Origin of the sequence: Ruegeria sp. HKCCD7221, from assembly GCF_013031225.1 — a bacterium.
Taxonomy (GTDB): Bacteria; Pseudomonadota; Alphaproteobacteria; order Rhodobacterales; family Rhodobacteraceae; genus Ruegeria.
This window is the reverse complement of record NZ_WPZE01000001.1, coordinates 993,495-1,009,609: the sequence shown is the minus strand read 5'-3', so window position 1 is coordinate 1,009,609 and position 16,115 is coordinate 993,495. Positions and strand designations below refer to the sequence as shown.

The window sequence follows — 16,115 nt, the reverse complement described above, 5'->3', positions numbered from 1 at the left end:
CGCGCAGACGCGCAGTCCGGGTGTTAGCGGAGCAGCGTTACCCAAATGTGAAGCTTTGGTTTAACTTGCTGCATCAGAAAGCCGTGCAAGGGTTTCTTCTCGCCCCAACACAAGCATCATGTCAAAGACCGAAGGTGTCACAGCCCGACCCGCCAATGCCGCCCGCAAGGGTCCAGCCAGCTTGCCGAACTTCAGCCCATTCGCTTCCGCAAAGGAATTCAGGGCATCCTCCAGTTCGTTTCGCGACCAGCTAACATTTTGCAACTGCGGCGTCAATTCATTCAGTATACCATCGGATACAAAGTTAAGGGCTTTTTGGGCTTTCTCATCTGGTTGAATGGGGCGGGATGCCAATACAAATTGCGCTTTTTCAAGGAGTTCAGGAAAGGTTCGGGCTCGATCCTTGAGGCAATACATCGCACGTTGTAGATCACTGGATTGTGTGTCGCTGAGAGCAGGCAATCCAGCCGCGGCAAGATAGGCTTCGATCTCTTGCCGCAATGCAGCATCATCTGCAACGGCTATGTGTTGGCCGCACAGGTTCTCGAGCTTTTTCAGATCGAAACGGGCCGGGCTTTTGCCGATTCCGTCAAGATCAAACCACTCTTTGGCCTGTTCGTCGGTAAAGAACTCGTCATCCCCATGGCTCCAACCCAGCCGCGCGAGGTAATTGCGCATCCCGGCAGCAGGATAACCCATGGCTTGATATTCCTGCGCACCCAATGCGCCGTGGCGTTTGGACAGCTTCTTGCCGTCAGGTCCGTGGATCAGGGGGATGTGGGCCCAGACCGGTACGTCCCATCCCATCGCCTCGTAAATCATCATCTGGCGCGCGGCGTTGTTCAGGTGGTCGTCGCCCCGGATCACATGGGTGACGCCCATGTCGTGATCGTCCACCACCACGGCCAACATATAGACCGGCGTCCCATCCGAGCGCAGCAGGATCATGTCGTCCAAGTGATCGTTGCGGATGGTCACGTCCCCCTGCACCTGATCGCGGATCACGGTTGCACCGTCTTGCGGGGCCTTGATGCGGATCACAAAGGGCGCGTCCGGGTGGGTCGCAGGATCCGCGTCGCGCCATGGGCTGCGGAACAAGGTGGACGTGCCCTCGGCGCGGGCCTGTTCACGGAACGCTGCAATCTCATCCTGGGTCGAAAAACATTTGTAAGCCTTACCCTCGGCCAGCAATTGACGGGCAACCTCGGCGTGGCGGTCGGCACCTTCGAATTGGCTGATCACGTCGCCATCATGATCCAGCCCCAGCCATGCCATGCCTTGCAAGATTGCCGCTGTCGCCTCGGGGGTCGAGCGTTCGCGGTCAGTGTCTTCGATCCGCAGCAGGAACTTACCACCACGTCCACGAGCATAAAGCCAGTTGAACAGCGCAGTACGAGCGCCGCCGATGTGCAAGAAGCCAGTGGGTGAAGGAGCGAAACGAGTGACGACCTGATCGGACATTGTGTGGATTAACCTTTTGGTAACCGTGTCGGGCATAGTTTGGCGCCTGTCTAACGAGCCGGAGGGACGGGGGCAACCATGCGTGTTCTGGCACGGGTCGAGGCGGCATTGCTGAACCAGACGGGCCATTTGTTCCAGTGGTCTCCAGTGTGTCTTGCCATTGGCATTGCGCTGTATTTCTCGCTCAGGCTTGAACCGGGATGGCACGTTTATGGAGCCCTATTGGGCGTCATCGCTGTGGGTGCGTGGGCTGTCAGACACTGGCGTTCGGTCTGGGTGTCCTTGGCGATTGGCGGTATGCTTGTCGCGGCTGGATTTGTTCTGGCAGGTGCGCGGGCGCACTCTGTTGCGGAACCGGTTCTTGGATGGCGGTACTATGGTCCGATCGAAGGGCGCGTGGTCGCAATTGATCGTTCCGCCTCTGACGCGCTCAGGGTGACACTTGATCAAGTGCGGCTGAATGATGTGCCGGAGGCCTTGCGCCCCCTGCGGGTTCGCCTGTCTCTGCACGGCACGGATGTATCAGTGTCGCCGGGGCAAAGGATCATGACCACAGGTCACCTATGTCCTCCGCAAGGCCCGGTTGAACCGGGCGGCTTCGATTTTCGCCGTCACGCGTGGTTTCAGGGGCTCGGGGCTGTTGGGTATACCCGTGTTCCTGTTCTGACGGCTTCCGCTGCTAACGAAACTGGACTGCGTATTACCGCATGGCGCATGGTGATATCCAACCATGTTCGAACGAAACTACCGGGTGAGGTCGGAGGGTTCGCGGCCGCTGTGACCACTGGCGACCGCAGCGGCATGGGGCAAGAAACGCTGACAACCCTGCGCGCGTCCAACCTTGCCCATCTTCTTGCGATTTCTGGCCTGCACATGGGGCTTTTGACCGGATTTGTATTTGTTGCCTGCCGGATCGCGCTGTCGGCGTTGCCCGTGATTGCCCTCAGGTGGCCGGTCCGTAAATTGGCGGCGCTGTGCGCATTGCTTGCGGCTGTCATCTATCTGATGCTGTCTGGCGGAAATGTCGCCACCGAACGCGCCTTCATCATGGCAAGTGTCATGCTGGTCGCCGTTCTGATCGACCGCCGCGCGATTTCTCTGCGCGCAGTTGCGGTTGCGGCCCTTATTGTCCTGTGTTTACGGCCGGAAACTCTGCTGAGTCCGGGTTTTCAGATGTCCTTCGCAGCAACAACGGCCTTGGTCGCGGTGTTTGGTGAATTGCGTGACTATGGCCCTTTGCCAGGCCCGAAATGGTTCAAGCCTGTAATTGGCTTACTTTTGTCGTCTGCCATTGCCGGGTTGGCGACGGCTCCTATTGGCGCTGCGCATTTCAACAGTTTGTCGCACTATGGATTGTTGGCCAACATGCTGTCTGTTCCCGTGATGGGAACCGTAGTGGTTCCGTCGGCGGTGGTCGCCGCCTTGCTCGCCCCCTTTGGTCTTGAGGGGGTGGCTTTGGGTGTAATGGGCCTTGGGCTTGAATGGATTCTGACAGTATCGGATTAGGTATCCGGATTGGATGGCGCGCAAAGTCACGTGGTCAGCCCGCCCTTCCATGTGTTGCCGATGTTCGCATTGGGCGCATTGTGGCTAGCGCTATGGCTTGGGTCCGCGCGGTGGATCGGTGGGGTGGTGGTCCTGGCCGCGTTCCTTCTTTGGGGGCAGGGTGATCGCCCCGAAGTCCTGGTCGCGGAATCCGGAGGTCTTGTTGGCGTCATGACGGACAAGGGCAGGGCGGTGAGCAAAAGGAAAGGCAGCGGTTTTGTCGCTACGGTCTGGTTAGAGAACGACGGGGATGGCGTGGATCAGATTCAATCGGCAGATCGCTGGCCTCAGGGGTCAAACTTGGTTCAACGCCATTTGTGGCGTGGCAAAGAGCTGATCCATATCACCGGCAAACGCGCCGCGCGCGCGTTTGACGAGTGTGCCGAGCATCAGATCATCATATCCGCTGTTTCTATGGACCTGCCGGGCAACTGCCAGATATTTGACCCTCAGCGCCTTTCGAATACCGGGAGCCTTGCGCTCCACGGCAACACGTTCAGAACCAGTAGAGATGAAATTGGCAACAGACTGTGGTCCCCATTTGAGGACAAGGACCACAAGTTCGATCAGTAGCTGCGGATCAAACCAACCAGCCGACCTTGAACCTTGACCTTTTCTTCGGGCAGGACGCGGGTTTCATAGGCGGGGTTGGCGGCCTCCAGTGCGATGGCGTGACCACGGCGGTAGAACCGCTTCAAAGTCGCCTCCTGATCTTCAACAAGGGCCACAACGATATCACCATTATCCGCGACAGAGGTTTCTTTGATCACAACGACGTCGCCATCATTGATGCCCGCGTCGATCATCGAATCGCCACGCACCTCCAGCGCATAATGTTCGCCTTTGCCGGACACCATGCTGCCGGGGACAGCAACGCGATGCGACACATGGCTGATCGCTTCGATCGGCACACCGGCGGCGATACGTCCCATTACGGGCAGTTCCATGGCGTCGACCGTCACCGGTTCAAAATTCGCTGGTCTCGGGCCTTGAGGTTTGTCGCCCTCAATCACGCGGGGTTTGAAAGCAACCGTTGGCTCACCGCCAAGACTTTCCGGTAGCTTGACGATTTCGATCGCACGAGCGCGATGCGCCAATCGACGAATAAACCCGCGTTCTTCAAGCGCGGTAATCAGTCGATGGATGCCTGACTTGGATCTGAGGTCCAATGCGGCCTTCATCTCGTCAAAACTGGGGGGAACACCATCCGCTTGCACGCGTTTGTGGATGAATTCCAACAAATCCAACTGCTTCTTGGTCAGCATTGCTCACACCTCGTCGGTCATGCGTTTTATTTTGTTCTACGCATGTTCACGTTTTGTGTCAATGGATTTGCGCGCCGTTCAGATTGGCAGGTACCTGACTATCTCTCCGGCAGCGCGTGCCGGATCATTGGGGTCGCGGACCAATAATGCGTTTGCATGGGCCAAAACACTAAGCAGCGAACTGTCCTGATTATCACAAGCCCGGATGCCGGTTTCGTCCAGAACCGCCCGCATGTAATGCTCGCGCGGGCCGTTCTCTGTTAATGGAGCTGTCAGCGCAGCGTTGCGGAAGGAGGGTACAGCCTGTTCAATCCCCAACATGCGGAAGACCATGGGAGCTAGGAACAAATACCCGCAAACCATTGCACTGACAGGATTCCCCGGAAGTCCAACCATTGGTTTGTCCCCCAACCGGCCAGCCATCAGAGGTTTCCCGGGTCGCATTCGGATTTTGTAAAAAGACCCCTCCATACCCAATCCGGTAGAGGCCTCTGAAACCAAATCATAATCCCCAACCGATGCCCCACCAATGGTGACAACTAGGTCAGCCCCCTGTGCGAGGCCAAAAGCGGCCTCCAGCGAAGAAATCGTATCGCGCGCAATGGGAAGGATTCTAACATCCGCCCCAGCTTTTTCGAGCAACGCCTTGAGGCCAAAGGTATTTGACGCGATGATCTGATCCGGTCCAGGAACCTCACCCGGCATAACCAGCTCGTCTCCGGTCGAAATCAGCGCAACCGACGGTTTGCGCGCAACCGGGACCACTGCGACATTCATGGCGGCCATCAGCGCAAGGTCTTCGGGTCGCAAAAGCCGAGGCGACGTGATCTTGGTGCCAGCTTTGAAGTCCACGCCAGACGGGCGGATGTTATCCTTGGCGCCGGGATTGTCGGTGATCGTAAGAAGATCTTCACGGCGCTCCGTATCTTCTTGAATTACAACGAAATCAGCACCTTCTGGAACCGGTGCGCCGGTAAAGATGCGCACGGCTTGTCCGGCACCGACTTGGCCCTCGTACCGGCGTCCGGCAGCGGATTCCCCCACGATCTTGAACATCGCGTGCGGTTCCACTTCGGACGATTTGACCGCATATCCATCCATGGATGAGGCCGCAAAGGGCGGCTGATCCCGCGTTGCGGCGATATCCTGCGCCAACACACGTCCAGCGGCCTGAGCCAGCGGAACCGTTTCGATGGGCTGTTGTTCGACCAGATCGAAAAGCAGTGCTCGCGCGTCTTCAACCGTAATCATCACGCCTCATAACGTCCTGATTTACCGCCGTCTTTTAAGATGACACGAATGCCGCCAATCTCCATCGCCTTGTCCACGGCTTTGGTCATGTCGTACACCGTCAGCGCGGCGGTAGAAACCGCCGTAAGCGCCTCCATCTCCACTCCGGTTTGCCCGGATGTTTTTACGGTGGCCTCAATTTGAACTCCGGGTAGATCGGGGTCTAACGTCAGTTCAACGGCTACCTTCGTCACCGGCAAGGGATGGCACAAAGGAATTAGGTCTGGCGTTTTCTTCGCCCCCATAATCCCCGCCAATCGAGCGATACCAAGCACATCCCCTTTTTTTGCGCGACCTTCGGATATTAAATCAAAGGTTTCCTGCGCCATCTGGATGTGTCCTGCGGCAACGGCAACGCGGTCGGTTACAGCCTTGTCCGAGACGTCAACCATATGGGCCTGACCCTGGGCATCAAAATGCGTCAAAGGCATCACATCACTCCGGGTATCAGTGGGTTCGCCAACAGGGTGCGCGTGGCAAGCGCAACGTCGTCTTGTCGCATCAGGCTTTCACCAATCAGGAAACTGCGCGCACCATAGCGGGCGATATCCGCTAGGTCTTCCGGGTTGCTGAGGCCACTCTCACACACGATCGTCCGATCCGCCGGTACCAGCTTGGACAGGCGTCTTGTCGTATCAAGTGTGGTTTCGAACGTCTTGAGATTGCGGTTGTTTATTCCAATCAGCGGGCTTTTAAGTTTTGTTGCGCGCTCCAACTCGGTTTCATCGTGAACTTCGATCAAAACGTCCATGTCCCAATCAAAAGCTGTCTGCTCAAGCTCGGCGGCTTGTTCGTCCTCGACCGAGGCCATTATGATCAGGATACAGTCTGCGCCCAAAGCACGGGCTTCGACGACCTGATATGGATCATACATGAAGTCTTTGCGTAGCGCGGGTAACCCACAAGCCTCACGCGCTTGGGTCAGGTATTCTTTGGCACCTTGAAAGCTGGGTGTGTCTGTTAGAACAGAAAGGCAAGCTGCACCGCCTTCCTCATAGGCTTGCGCAAGTAGAGGCGGGTTAAAATCAGCACGGATCAAGCCCTTGGACGGGCTGGCTTTCTTGACTTCTGCAATCAACCCATAGCCCTGACGCGCCGCGGTTTGGAGTGCTTTCGCAAAACCGCGAACTTCCGGGGCGGACTTGGCTTCACTCTCTAATGTTTCCAGTGACTTGTGCGTCTTATCTGAAGCAACTTCCTCAAGCTTGTAAGCCTTGATCTTGTCCAGTACCGTCTCGGTCATGCGGCCTCCTGAGTGATGCGGGCCAGTACCGCTATTTTTTCTTTGGCGCGCCCGCTGTCGATGCTTTCGGCAGCTTTGGCAACGCCTTCCTTCAAGTCGCCAGCCGCATCCGCCACAACCAGCGCAGCGGCGGCGTTCAGCAATACCGCGTCACGATAGGCTGACGGCGCACCGCCCAGAAGGGCACGAAAAGCGACGGCGTTTTCTTCGGGGGTGCCGCCGATAATATCTTCGAAAGGATGAACCGGTAGTCCGGCATCTTCGGGATGAAGCTCAACTTCTTTGATTACGCCGTCTTCTACTGAGGCAACCCAGCTCACGCCGGTTATGGTCAGTTCATCGGTTCCGTCAGAGCCATGGACCAACCAGGCGTGCTCTGATCCCAACAAACCCAGAGTTTCGGCCATGGGGCGGATCAATTCGCGGCTGAAAGCACCGGTCAGTTGCCGTTTGACCCCTGCAGGATTGGTCAGCGGCCCCAGAATGTTGAATATCGTCCGAGTTCCCAGCTCTTGACGGGTGGGCATGACATGCGCGATTGCGGGATGATGCATCGGGGCCATCATGAAACCAATACCGGCCTCTTCCAAAGCCTTTTCAACGGTTTGTGGACCGACCATAACGTTGATGCCCAGTTGCCCAAGCGCATCGGCCGCGCCAGACTTTGAACTGAGATTGCGGTTGCCGTGCTTGGCGACCGTGACACCGGCACCTGCGACGACAAACGCAGTCGCGGTCGATATGTTCAGCGTCCCTTTGCCGTCACCCCCGGTTCCAACGATATCCATGGCGCCCGCCGGGGCTTTGACGGCATTGCATTTTGCGCGCATCACAGCGGCGGCTGCCGCGTATTCCTCAACGGTTTCACCCCGTGTACGCATGGCCATTAGCAGCCCACCGATCTGGCTTGGAGTGGCTGCACCGTCAAATAGAATGCCAAAGGCTTGTTCTGCTTCGGTGCGGGACAAGGGTCGGTCCGCCGCAGCACCGATCAGCGGTTTAAGAGCGTCGCTCATGCAGGGACTTTCATTTCAGTCAGGAAATTCTTGAGCATGGCATGGCCGTGCTCGGAAGCGATGGATTCGGGGTGGAACTGAACCCCGTGGATCGGCAGTTTTTTGTGTTGTAGACCCATGATAGTGCCATCTTCCAATTCGGCGGTGACCTCAAGGCAATCGGGTAGTGTTTCCCGCTCTACGATCAGGGAATGATACCGCGTTGCTTCAAAAGGCGAGGGCAGACCCGCAAACAGGCCTTTGCCCGTGTGGTGCATTGTGCCCATCTTGCCATGTACGATTTCATGACAGCGAACAACGTTTCCCCCAAACGCCTGCCCGATTGTTTGATGCCCAAGGCAAACCCCCAACAGAGGTGTTCCGGTTTCAGCCGCCGCTTCGGTCAGGGCAAGGCAAATTCCGGCCTGATCGGGATCACACGGTCCGGGGCTAAGAAGGATACCGGCCGGGTTCATGGCCATCGCTTCCTGCACGTTCAGTGCGTCGTTTCGGCGAATGACCATTTCAGCGCCAAGCTCGCCTAAATAATGGACGAGGTTGTAGGTGAACGAGTCATAGTTGTCGATGAGCAGCAGCATTTGGGCACTTGTCTCGGATTGGGCATTTCGGGCTGGTGATGCAGCCCCGAGCCGCGATATAATGTTTGCACATACATGCTCAGGCTTGCGGGGCAGCGTCAAGAGGACATCCCATTCTTGACGAACCGGCAGGTGAGTGCTGCGCAAGATGGCACACTGGCGGTCGAAGCAGGAATTAGACGAGAGGCAATTGTTATGGGCGGATTTATGGGTGGAATGATCGCAGGCGCGGTCGTTGTGTTACTGCTTGGTGCAGTTTTGTCCCTGAATACACCTTTGACCAGAAAACCCATTGTCGCCGAGGACGCTCCGGAACCGGCGCCGGTGGAATCAGTTTCAAGCGACTCGGAGGTGGAAGAAAGCGTCTCCGATGCCGGGCTTGTCAAAATTCCACCGCAAGACGCTGAACCGGCCGAGGAACAGGCCGATACATTAGCAGGTTTGGATGAGGCGGAAACCGCCACAGACACGCAGCCTCAGGTCAACGATACGGCGACTCAGGTGGAACAGGCGACACAGCCGACCGAAGCACAGGATGTGACCGTGTCGACCGAAGCGCCTATCGCGCCGCAAGCACCTGCACCGTTGCCAGATACGCCGTTGGAAGAAACGGGTCCGGAGGTGGCTGAACAGTCCCCTGAACCTCCTGCGCCTGTAGTGGAAGAGGCCGAAGTGGAAGAAATTCCTCAGGATCAGAGCGACGAAATCGCAGATGCCGAAACGCTGGATCAGGACGAAACCCTTCCGCAGGATAACCCGATCGCAGTTGAAGGTGAGGAAGAGGTCGCGCCGGCCGAACTGCCGCGAATTGCGTCTGTTCCCCAGATCGGAGGAGAGCAGACTGATGCAAGCTCGAATTCGGTCGGCAAGCGGATTGTGCCCTTGACCGAGCGTGATGACGCACCGATTGTTGAATCGGCTGACGGAACCGTTGTTGCCACGGGAAAACCGATCGAAGCGTATTCGGCTGAGTTTGAAAATCCCGAAGCGAAACCCTTGATGTCCATCATTCTGATTGACGACGAAGGTGCGTTTGGTGCCGAAGCGCTGCAGGATTTCCCGTACCCAATCAGTTTTGCCATCAGCCCCGCTGATCCGGACGCTGCCGAAAAGATGGCTAAGCACCGTGCAGCAGGGTTCGAGGTATTGGCCATGGCAGATTTGCCCAAGGCGGCGAGCGCACAGGATGCCGAGGTCTCTTTGTCTGTATGGCTGGATATGCTGCCCGAAACCGTTGGTATTCTCGAAGGTGTTGAGACAGGAATTCAGGGCAACAGAAAACTCGCAGATCAGGTCGCTGCGATTGCAGGTGGCACAGGGCGTGGGTTGATTACGCAGGATAATGGTCTGAACACAGTGCAGAAACTGGCTGCGCGAAATGGTATCCCGTCGGGCGTGATCTTTCGTGACATAGATGGCGCCCGTCAGGACCCGAAAATCATGCGGCGTTTTCTGGATCAGGCCGCGTTTCGCGCTGGTCAGGAAGGAACCGTCGTTATGCTTGGCAGGTTGCGGCCCGACACGATCTCAGCCCTGCTGTTGTGGGGGCTGGAAGATCGCGGTGGTCGGGTCGCCATGGCGCCAATTTCAGCAGTCATGATGCAAGAAGTTCAATAACACTGTTGCGAGGCCAATCCGCGATTGGCCTCTGGCTTAACTGTTCCCGGTGCCGGTAAATCGCGCGGCATCTGCGGCTGCGCGCCTGATCGCGTTCGACTTGTGGACGGTCTCCATGAATTCGGCCTCGGGGTCGCTGTCGTAGACAACACCGCCGCCTGCCTGAATATAGAGTTTGTGGTCTTTCACGATTGCCGTTCTTAGCGCGATACACATATCCATGTCACCGCCTGCGCTGAAATACCCCACGCCGCCGCCGTAAATTCCGCGCTTTTCAGGTTCTAGTTCGTCGATGATTTCCATCGCCCGCACTTTGGGCGCGCCCGAGACCGTGCCAGCCGGCATTCCCGCAAAAAACGCGTCCAATGCGTCTTTGTCGTCGGCCAGTTCACCGACAACGTTCGATACGATGTGCATGACGTGGCTGTACCGTTCGATGATGAACTCTTCTGTCGGGCGCACAGTGCCGATCTTTGCGACCCGACCGGTATCGTTGCGACCCAGATCCAGAAGCATCAGGTGTTCAGCAAGCTCTTTCTTGTCGGCCAGCAGATCCACTTCGTTGGCCTTGTCCTCTTCGGGGGTCGCGCCACGCGGACGGGTTCCGGCGATCGGGCGGATTGTAACCTCATCCCCGAACACCCTGACCAGAATCTCGGGGCTGGCACCAACAACCTGAAAACCACCGAAGTTGAAGTAGAACATGAAGGGCGACGGGTTTGTGCGCCGCAAGGACCGGTAAAGCGCAAAGGGCGGCTGCGGGAAATCCTGCGTCCAGCGTTGCGCGGGAACGACCTGAAAGATATCGCCTGCGCGGATATATTCCTTGGCCTTCTCAACGGCCTCCATATAGCCGGATTTGGTAAAGTTGGATACCGGCGCGGCGACCTCGGACGCATCCCCCAAATCGCGTGTTTCGGCAGGCATGGCGCGTTCAAGATCGCGCACCGCGTCCATAACGCGCTCTGCCGCCTGAGCATAGGCCGCTTTCGCAGATTGTCCTTCGCTGACCCATGCAGGCGACACGACGGTTACCTCGCCCTTGACCCCGTCGAGCACAGCAACGACCGAAGGGCGCAGCATGACCGCATCCGGCAGGCCAAGCGGGTCCGGGTTAACATCGGGCAAATATTCGACCAGACGAACCATGTCATATCCAAGATACCCGAACAATCCAGCAGCGGCCTGCGGCAGGTCTTCGGGCAAGGCAATCCGACTTTCCGCCAACAGCGCCCGCAGGTTGTCCATTGGGTTGCCATCTTGCGGGGTAAACGCTTCGGGATCGAACCGGGCCGAGCGGTTCAGGGCCGAGGTTTCACCTTGGCATCGCCAGATCAGGTCAGGTTTCATACCGATGATCGAGTACCGTCCACGGACTTCACCGCCAGTCACCGATTCCAGCATAAATGCATCTTTTTGCGCGCCGGTCAGCTTCAGCATCAGCGATACCGGAGTGTCCAGATCAGCGGCAAGACGCGTGTAAACGACCTGATTTTCACCCGCCTCGTAAGCGCGCGCGAAACTGTCGAATTCTGGGGTAAGGGCCATCTTTGGTCTCTTTAATAGCTCGCTTGCACGGCGTTCAGGGCACGTTGATCCACGACGGGGCGCGCGCGCACCTGTGCATCGCGGACGTAAACGTCGAAAATGTTCTGTGCCAGAGCTTGATTCAACTGTGCGGCCAATGCCTCTTGCGCCTGGCGTAGCTCGTCAGTCTCATCTGGCGGCAACAGCTCATCCAGACGCACGATCAGGGCGGTTCCCGCGCCGGGAACTACCCGCAGTTCGTCCGGCTCCATCTCAAATACCTGCGTCATGAAGTCGGCAGGCACGTCATCAAGGAAGGCCGTGCGGGTAAGGGCATTTTCCACCCGGAACGGCAGACCCGTAGCGGTAAAGTCACCGTCTTCCTTCAGTTGTTCCAGAACCACGTTTGCCTGTTCTTCAAGGGCTTTGCCGGTTTCGGCCAGGGTCCACGCCATGGCCACGCGTTCGCGGGCTGTGTCCAGAGGTTCAGGTCGGCGGGGCAGCACTTCGTTCAGGCGCATCGCAAAGATCGAGCCATCTTCCAGAAAAGCAACCTCGGGGAAGTCACCATCTTGAACTGCCTCGGCGGCGGCACGGAAACCTTCATAGGCGGCAACACCGTCTTCGCTCTGGCGTGTCCAGTCGATCTGGCCCAACTGCATCTCGGTTTCCGCAACCAGTTCTTCCAATGTGGCGCCACCAGCCAGCAAGTCATTGATGTCTTCGGATTGCGCCTCGATCTGACGGCGGGCGCGATCTGCTGCCAGTTCTTCCCGCAGGATCGGGGCGGCGTCTTCAAAAGAGGTGTTGTTTTCAGCAAGCGATCCGTTGATCCGGAACAAGGCAGGGCCGAAAACCGACGGCAAAGGTCCGACGACGGTATCCAGTTCTGCCGCGAAAACGGCGTCGGCGGCACCTTCCAAATCCTCGCGGGTCACGTCGCCAAGATCGACGTCGCTGAGTTCAAGCTCGCGATCGCGAACAAGTTGCTCGAAAGACGTGCCGCCGACCTCAAGTTGCGCCATTGCGTCTTTTGCTTCTTCCTCGGACGGGAAGGGAAGGCGTTCGACCAAGCGGCGTTCGGGTTGCAAAAACTCAGCCGAGCGCTGGTCATACAGGCGGCGAACCGAATCCTCGTCAACCTCGACACTGTCCAACAGCATGTCAGGTGACAGAATTGCATAGGTTAGCTGCTTGGTGCGGGGCAGGGTGAATTGGTCGGAATTTTCATCATAGTACGCTTGCACCTGCGCGTCCGTCGGGTCGGCAACCGGCGTGGTCAGGGCATCAGGTGTCAGCGTAGCAACGGTAAAGTTGCGCCGTGCGCCGATGAAATCCGTCAGGACATCGGTCAGGGCCTGCGGCATCTCAATACCACCCATGATTGCGCCCTGTACGATGGTACGGGCCGACTCCTTGCGAAGGTCGGTCTCGAACTCTGTGTCGGTCATGCCGACCTGTTCAAGCTGGAACTGATAGGCCTCGCGGTCGAATGTGCCGTTAACACCCTGAAAGGCGGGGATCGCCAGAATTTCCTTTTGCAGGTTCTCGTCGCCGATCGAAATGCCAAGCAAGCCAACTTCGTTATCAATCGCGGCCAACGCGGTCAGGCGAGATAGGGCAAGCTGATCCAATCCGATCTCAATCGCTTGGGACATTTGCAGCGGTTGACCGGTCTGATTTTCGACGGCACGGATTTCTCGCTGAAGCTCGCGCACATATTCGTTGACCGAGATATCCTCGTCGCCCACCTGCGCCACTGTCCGAACTGTTCCGGTCAGGCTGGTTGCTCCGAACCCTGCCAGACCCAGCATCAGAAGGCCCATCAATATCCAGACAAAGGTCTTCGAAAGGTTTTTCATGCCTGCGGCCATTTTGCCCTCTTTGTGCTTTTTGGCAGGTTACTGCCCCGTCGGTTGCGGCCCTGAATACGACGCGTACCGCCGGGGGGCAAGCTCAGAAGGAAAGGGTACGTAGCCGATCGAACAATTGTCCCAGCCCGGTGCGATCCAGATTGGCGAATGCGATGCGTACCTGGCGTTTTCCTGCTGGGTTGCCTTTGGGCATGAACATGGTGCCAGGCAGTAAAAGCACACCGGCCTCTGGCACCAGACGACGGGCCAGCTCGTCAGACGGAATGTCGAACGGATGCTCAAAATACGCGAAATAGGCCCCAAGCCCAAGCAGACGCCATCCCTTGTCCGTTAACACAGGCAGCAGTTCCTGAATGGCAGCGCGCCGGTCCAGAATTTCTTGTCTTTCACCCGCAAGCCATTCTGGAAGGTTCTTCATTCCCCAAAGTGCTGCGAACTGGCCGATCTGACCGGGGCAGATCGTAACGGTATCCAGAAACTTTTCAATCTCAGCCAAAAGCGCGACATCGGTGGCGATTGCACCAACACGGTGGCCAGTCAGCCGGTAGGCTTTCGAGAACGAATAGAGATGCACCAGAGTTTTTTCCCACCCCGGCTGCTGAAACAAATCGTGCGGCGGCCCCCTGCGGCTGTCAAAGTCACGATAGGTTTCGTCCACGATCAACCGGATACCAGCGTCACGACATAGCTGGTAGAAGGCCAACACCAGATCGGCAGGGTATTCAACGCCGCCCGGATTGTTGGGAGTAACCAACGCAATTGCCCGGGTTTTATCGGTCAGCAGCGCTCGGGCCGCATCAGGGTCGGGCAGAAGGTCGTCGCCGGTCGGTAGGTCAACCGCACGCACGCCAGCCATATCCAGCCACATTCTGTGGTTGAAGTACCAAGGGGTTGGCAGGATCACCTCATCATCTTGATCCGTGATCGCTGATATCACCGCTGAGAATGCCTGATTGCACCCCGAGGTTATTGCGACCTGATCCGGGTGAACCTTTGCATCGTAATGTGCGCTGATCTGGCCTGCCAGTTCATCTCGCAGGTTCGTATTGCCCAGCACCGGCCCATAAAGGTGGGCCGCATCTTCGGAAATCGCGAACTCTGCCATTGCCTGTCGCAGAGCCAGTGGCGGTGGATCAACCGGGGCTGCCTGACTGACGTTGATAAGCGGGCGATCTTCGGGGAATTCCACGCCGTCTAGCCAACGCCTCGCCTCCATCACCGGTGGCGCGAAGGTTGAGGCAGTGCGTGTCCGGGGCATTTGTATTCTCTGACCGTTGGAAAACTGAGTGTTATTGCTGTTGGCGTCAGTCGGTTCCTCGATAGGGTTCGACATATTGCAGGGCCATGTCCCACGGGAAGAAAATCCAGGTGTCCTGGCTGACTTCGGTGATGAAGGTGTCCACCATTGGCCGACCCTTGGGTTTGGCATAGACGGTCGCAAAATGGGCGTTGGGATACATCGCGCGTACCAGCTCCAGCGTTTTTCCACTGTCGACAAGATCGTCGATGATCAGAACGCCGGTTCCGTCGCCCATCAAATCCGCGTCCGGAGCCTTGAGCACTTCGGCCTCGCCTTGTTCCTGATGGTGATAGGACCGCACGCTGATGGTATCGACGGTTCGAATGTCGAGTTCACGGCTGACAATCATCGCAGGGGCCATGCCACCACGCGTGATGGCAACCACAGCGCGCCATGCGCCGTCGTCGGGGCCTTGCCCGTCCAGACGCCACGCCAAAGCACGGGAATCGCGATGGATCTGATCCCAGCTGATGTGAAAACCTTTTTCGTGGGGCAGACGGTCCTTGGCGCTCATGCTGTTAACCCTTCTCAACGTCTGGCGCGTCGACAGCCTTCATGCCGACGATATGGTATCCCGAATCCACGTGCAGGTTTTCGCCGGTCACGCCGCTGCTGAGATCTGACAACAGGTAAAGGGCCGACTTGCCCACGTCGTCGATTGTCACGTTGCGGCGCAGGGGCGAGTTATATTCGTTCCACTTCATGATATAGCGGAAATCGCCAATGCCGCTGGCGGCCAGTGTCTTGATGGGGCCGGCCGAGATCGCGTTGACCCGGATGCCGTCCTTGCCAAGATCTTCGGCCAGGTACTTTACAGAAGCTTCCAGCGCAGCCTTTGCAACGCCCATGACATTGTAATGCGGCATAACCTGTTCGGCACCATAATATGTGAGGGTGACGGCGCTGCCGCCTTCAGACATCATCTTTTCGGCGCGCTGCATGACGGCAGTGAAGGAGTAGACCGAAACATCCATCGTCAGTTTGAAGTTTGCGCGCGATGTATCGACATAACGACCGCGCAGTTCGTTCTTGTCCGAGAACCCAATGGCGTGAACGACAAAGTCCAGCTTGCCCCACTTTTCCGACAGCGCCGTGAAAAGCCCGTCGATTGACTCTTCATCGCTGACGTCACAGGGCAGCACGATTTCGCTGCCGAGTTGCGCCGCCAAAGGGTCGACGCGTTTCTTCAGCGCGTCCCCTTGGTAGGAAAAAGCCAGCTCTGCTCCAGCTTCTGACAATGCACGGGCAATTCCCCAAGCGATTGATTTATCATTGGCCAGTCCCATGATGAGGCCGCGCTTTCCGGCCATCAACTGATTTGACATGTTCGGTTCTCCGCCTGTCTTCGCGTCATGTTGAGATGGTTTATGCCATTGGATGCGCGGCATCAAGGCCGCGC

The 16,115-nt window shown here is 57.5% G+C and carries 15 protein-coding genes; 3 read left to right on the top strand and 12 right to left on the bottom strand.

Features of this window, described 5'->3' with window-relative positions:
* Positions 1 to 60: 60 nt before the first annotated feature.
* Positions 61 to 1,461: a glutamate--tRNA ligase gene (gltX, locus tag GOX73_RS04990; RefSeq protein WP_171125311.1), complete on the bottom strand. Its 1,401-nt coding sequence runs from the start codon at positions 1,459 to 1,461 to the stop codon at positions 61 to 63.
* A gap of 78 nt (positions 1,462 to 1,539) precedes the next feature.
* Between gltX and GOX73_RS04985 the strand changes: the two genes are divergently transcribed.
* On the top strand, positions 1,540 to 2,967 hold the full coding sequence (locus tag GOX73_RS04985; RefSeq protein ID WP_371808569.1) for a ComEC/Rec2 family competence protein: 1,428 nt from the start codon (positions 1,540 to 1,542) through the stop codon (positions 2,965 to 2,967).
* 9 nt (positions 2,968 to 2,976) lie between these two features.
* Complete coding sequence (locus tag GOX73_RS21000) at positions 2,977 to 3,579, top strand: hypothetical protein (protein ID WP_371808568.1); 603 nt, start codon at positions 2,977 to 2,979, stop codon at positions 3,577 to 3,579.
* On the opposite strand, the gene lexA is transcribed toward GOX73_RS21000, so the two are convergent.
* From lexA to GOX73_RS04955, 6 genes are all read right to left on the bottom strand, one after another.
* The gene (lexA, locus tag GOX73_RS04980) at positions 3,573 to 4,271 is read right to left on the bottom strand and encodes a transcriptional repressor LexA (RefSeq protein ID WP_171124869.1); all 699 of its coding nucleotides are present in this window, start codon (positions 4,269 to 4,271) and stop codon (positions 3,573 to 3,575) included. The two genes, GOX73_RS21000 and lexA, sit on opposite strands and share 7 nt — an antisense overlap.
* 78 nt (positions 4,272 to 4,349) lie before the next feature.
* Positions 4,350 to 5,522 (bottom strand): gephyrin-like molybdotransferase Glp, encoded by a 1,173-nt coding sequence (gene glp, locus GOX73_RS04975; protein WP_171124871.1) that lies wholly within the window; start codon positions 5,520 to 5,522, stop codon positions 4,350 to 4,352.
* Positions 5,522 to 5,992 carry a cyclic pyranopterin monophosphate synthase MoaC gene (moaC, locus tag GOX73_RS04970; RefSeq protein ID WP_171124873.1) on the bottom strand — a complete coding sequence of 157 codons (471 nt, stop codon included), beginning with the start codon at positions 5,990 to 5,992 and terminating at the stop codon, positions 5,522 to 5,524. The genes glp and moaC overlap by 1 nt, the downstream gene beginning before the upstream one ends.
* Complete coding sequence (gene trpC / locus GOX73_RS04965) at positions 5,992 to 6,804, bottom strand: indole-3-glycerol phosphate synthase TrpC (protein ID WP_171124875.1); 813 nt, start codon at positions 6,802 to 6,804, stop codon at positions 5,992 to 5,994. The genes moaC and trpC overlap by 1 nt, the downstream gene beginning before the upstream one ends.
* A complete protein-coding gene (gene trpD, locus GOX73_RS04960) occupies positions 6,801 to 7,820 on the bottom strand; it encodes an anthranilate phosphoribosyltransferase (RefSeq protein WP_171124877.1) in 1,020 nt (339 codons plus the stop codon). The genes trpC and trpD overlap by 4 nt, the downstream gene beginning before the upstream one ends.
* On the bottom strand, positions 7,817 to 8,398 hold the full coding sequence (locus GOX73_RS04955) for an aminodeoxychorismate/anthranilate synthase component II (RefSeq protein ID WP_171124879.1): 582 nt from the start codon (positions 8,396 to 8,398) through the stop codon (positions 7,817 to 7,819). Before GOX73_RS04955 ends, trpD begins: the two co-directional genes overlap by 4 nt.
* 132 nt (positions 8,399 to 8,530) lie before the next feature.
* Between GOX73_RS04955 and GOX73_RS04950 the strand changes: the two genes are divergently transcribed.
* Entirely contained in the window at positions 8,531 to 10,015 is a 1,485-nt protein-coding gene (locus GOX73_RS04950) for a divergent polysaccharide deacetylase family protein (protein ID WP_371808567.1), read from the top strand.
* Between the two features lie 36 nt (positions 10,016 to 10,051).
* Here the strand turns inward: GOX73_RS04950 and trpE are convergent, their stop codons facing one another.
* The 5 genes from trpE to fabI all read right to left on the bottom strand — a co-directional run bounded on the left by trpE (position 10,052) and on the right by fabI (position 16,041).
* Positions 10,052 to 11,563 (bottom strand): anthranilate synthase component I, encoded by a 1,512-nt coding sequence (gene trpE / locus GOX73_RS04945; protein ID WP_171124881.1) that lies wholly within the window; start codon positions 11,561 to 11,563, stop codon positions 10,052 to 10,054.
* Between the two features lie 11 nt (positions 11,564 to 11,574).
* A complete protein-coding gene (locus GOX73_RS04940; RefSeq protein WP_171124883.1) occupies positions 11,575 to 13,416 on the bottom strand; it encodes a peptidyl-prolyl cis-trans isomerase in 1,842 nt (613 codons plus the stop codon).
* A gap of 82 nt (positions 13,417 to 13,498) precedes the next feature.
* Entirely contained in the window at positions 13,499 to 14,674 is a 1,176-nt protein-coding gene (locus GOX73_RS04935; protein ID WP_171124886.1) for an aminotransferase, read from the bottom strand.
* Positions 14,675 to 14,720: 46 nt separating this feature from the next.
* Positions 14,721 to 15,230, bottom strand: a complete 510-nt coding sequence (gene gpt / locus GOX73_RS04930; RefSeq protein ID WP_170413262.1) for a xanthine phosphoribosyltransferase — start codon at positions 15,228 to 15,230, stop codon at positions 14,721 to 14,723.
* A 4-nt stretch (positions 15,231 to 15,234) separates the two neighbouring features.
* Positions 15,235 to 16,041, bottom strand: a complete 807-nt coding sequence (gene fabI, locus GOX73_RS04925; RefSeq protein ID WP_171124888.1) for an enoyl-ACP reductase FabI — start codon at positions 16,039 to 16,041, stop codon at positions 15,235 to 15,237.
* Positions 16,042 to 16,115: the final 74 nt, after the last annotated feature.

What these genes read in the sequence shown, in the direction of transcription:
- gltX (WP_171125311.1), bottom strand. Translation starts at nt 1,461, where the DNA reads ATGTCCGATCAGGTCGTCACTCGTTTCGCTCCTTCACCCACTGGCTTC.
- GOX73_RS04985 (WP_371808569.1), top strand. Translation starts at nt 1,540, where the DNA reads ATGCGTGTTCTGGCACGGGTCGAGGCGGCATTGCTGAACCAGACGGGC.
- lexA (WP_171124869.1), bottom strand. Translation starts at nt 4,271, where the DNA reads ATGCTGACCAAGAAGCAGTTGGATTTGTTGGAATTCATCCACAAACGC.
- glp (WP_171124871.1), bottom strand. Translation starts at nt 5,522, where the DNA reads ATGATTACGGTTGAAGACGCGCGAGCACTGCTTTTCGATCTGGTCGAA.
- moaC (WP_171124873.1), bottom strand. Translation starts at nt 5,992, where the DNA reads ATGCCTTTGACGCATTTTGATGCCCAGGGTCAGGCCCATATGGTTGAC.
- trpC (WP_171124875.1), bottom strand. Translation starts at nt 6,804, where the DNA reads ATGACCGAGACGGTACTGGACAAGATCAAGGCTTACAAGCTTGAGGAA.
- trpD (WP_171124877.1), bottom strand. Translation starts at nt 7,820, where the DNA reads ATGAGCGACGCTCTTAAACCGCTGATCGGTGCTGCGGCGGACCGACCC.
- GOX73_RS04955 (WP_171124879.1), bottom strand. Translation starts at nt 8,398, where the DNA reads ATGCTGCTGCTCATCGACAACTATGACTCGTTCACCTACAACCTCGTC.
- trpE (WP_171124881.1), bottom strand. Translation starts at nt 11,563, where the DNA reads ATGGCCCTTACCCCAGAATTCGACAGTTTCGCGCGCGCTTACGAGGCG.
- GOX73_RS04940 (WP_171124883.1), bottom strand. Translation starts at nt 13,416, where the DNA reads ATGGCCGCAGGCATGAAAAACCTTTCGAAGACCTTTGTCTGGATATTG.
- GOX73_RS04935 (WP_171124886.1), bottom strand. Translation starts at nt 14,674, where the DNA reads ATGCCCCGGACACGCACTGCCTCAACCTTCGCGCCACCGGTGATGGAG.
- gpt (WP_170413262.1), bottom strand. Translation starts at nt 15,230, where the DNA reads ATGAGCGCCAAGGACCGTCTGCCCCACGAAAAAGGTTTTCACATCAGC.
- fabI (WP_171124888.1), bottom strand. Translation starts at nt 16,041, where the DNA reads ATGTCAAATCAGTTGATGGCCGGAAAGCGCGGCCTCATCATGGGACTG.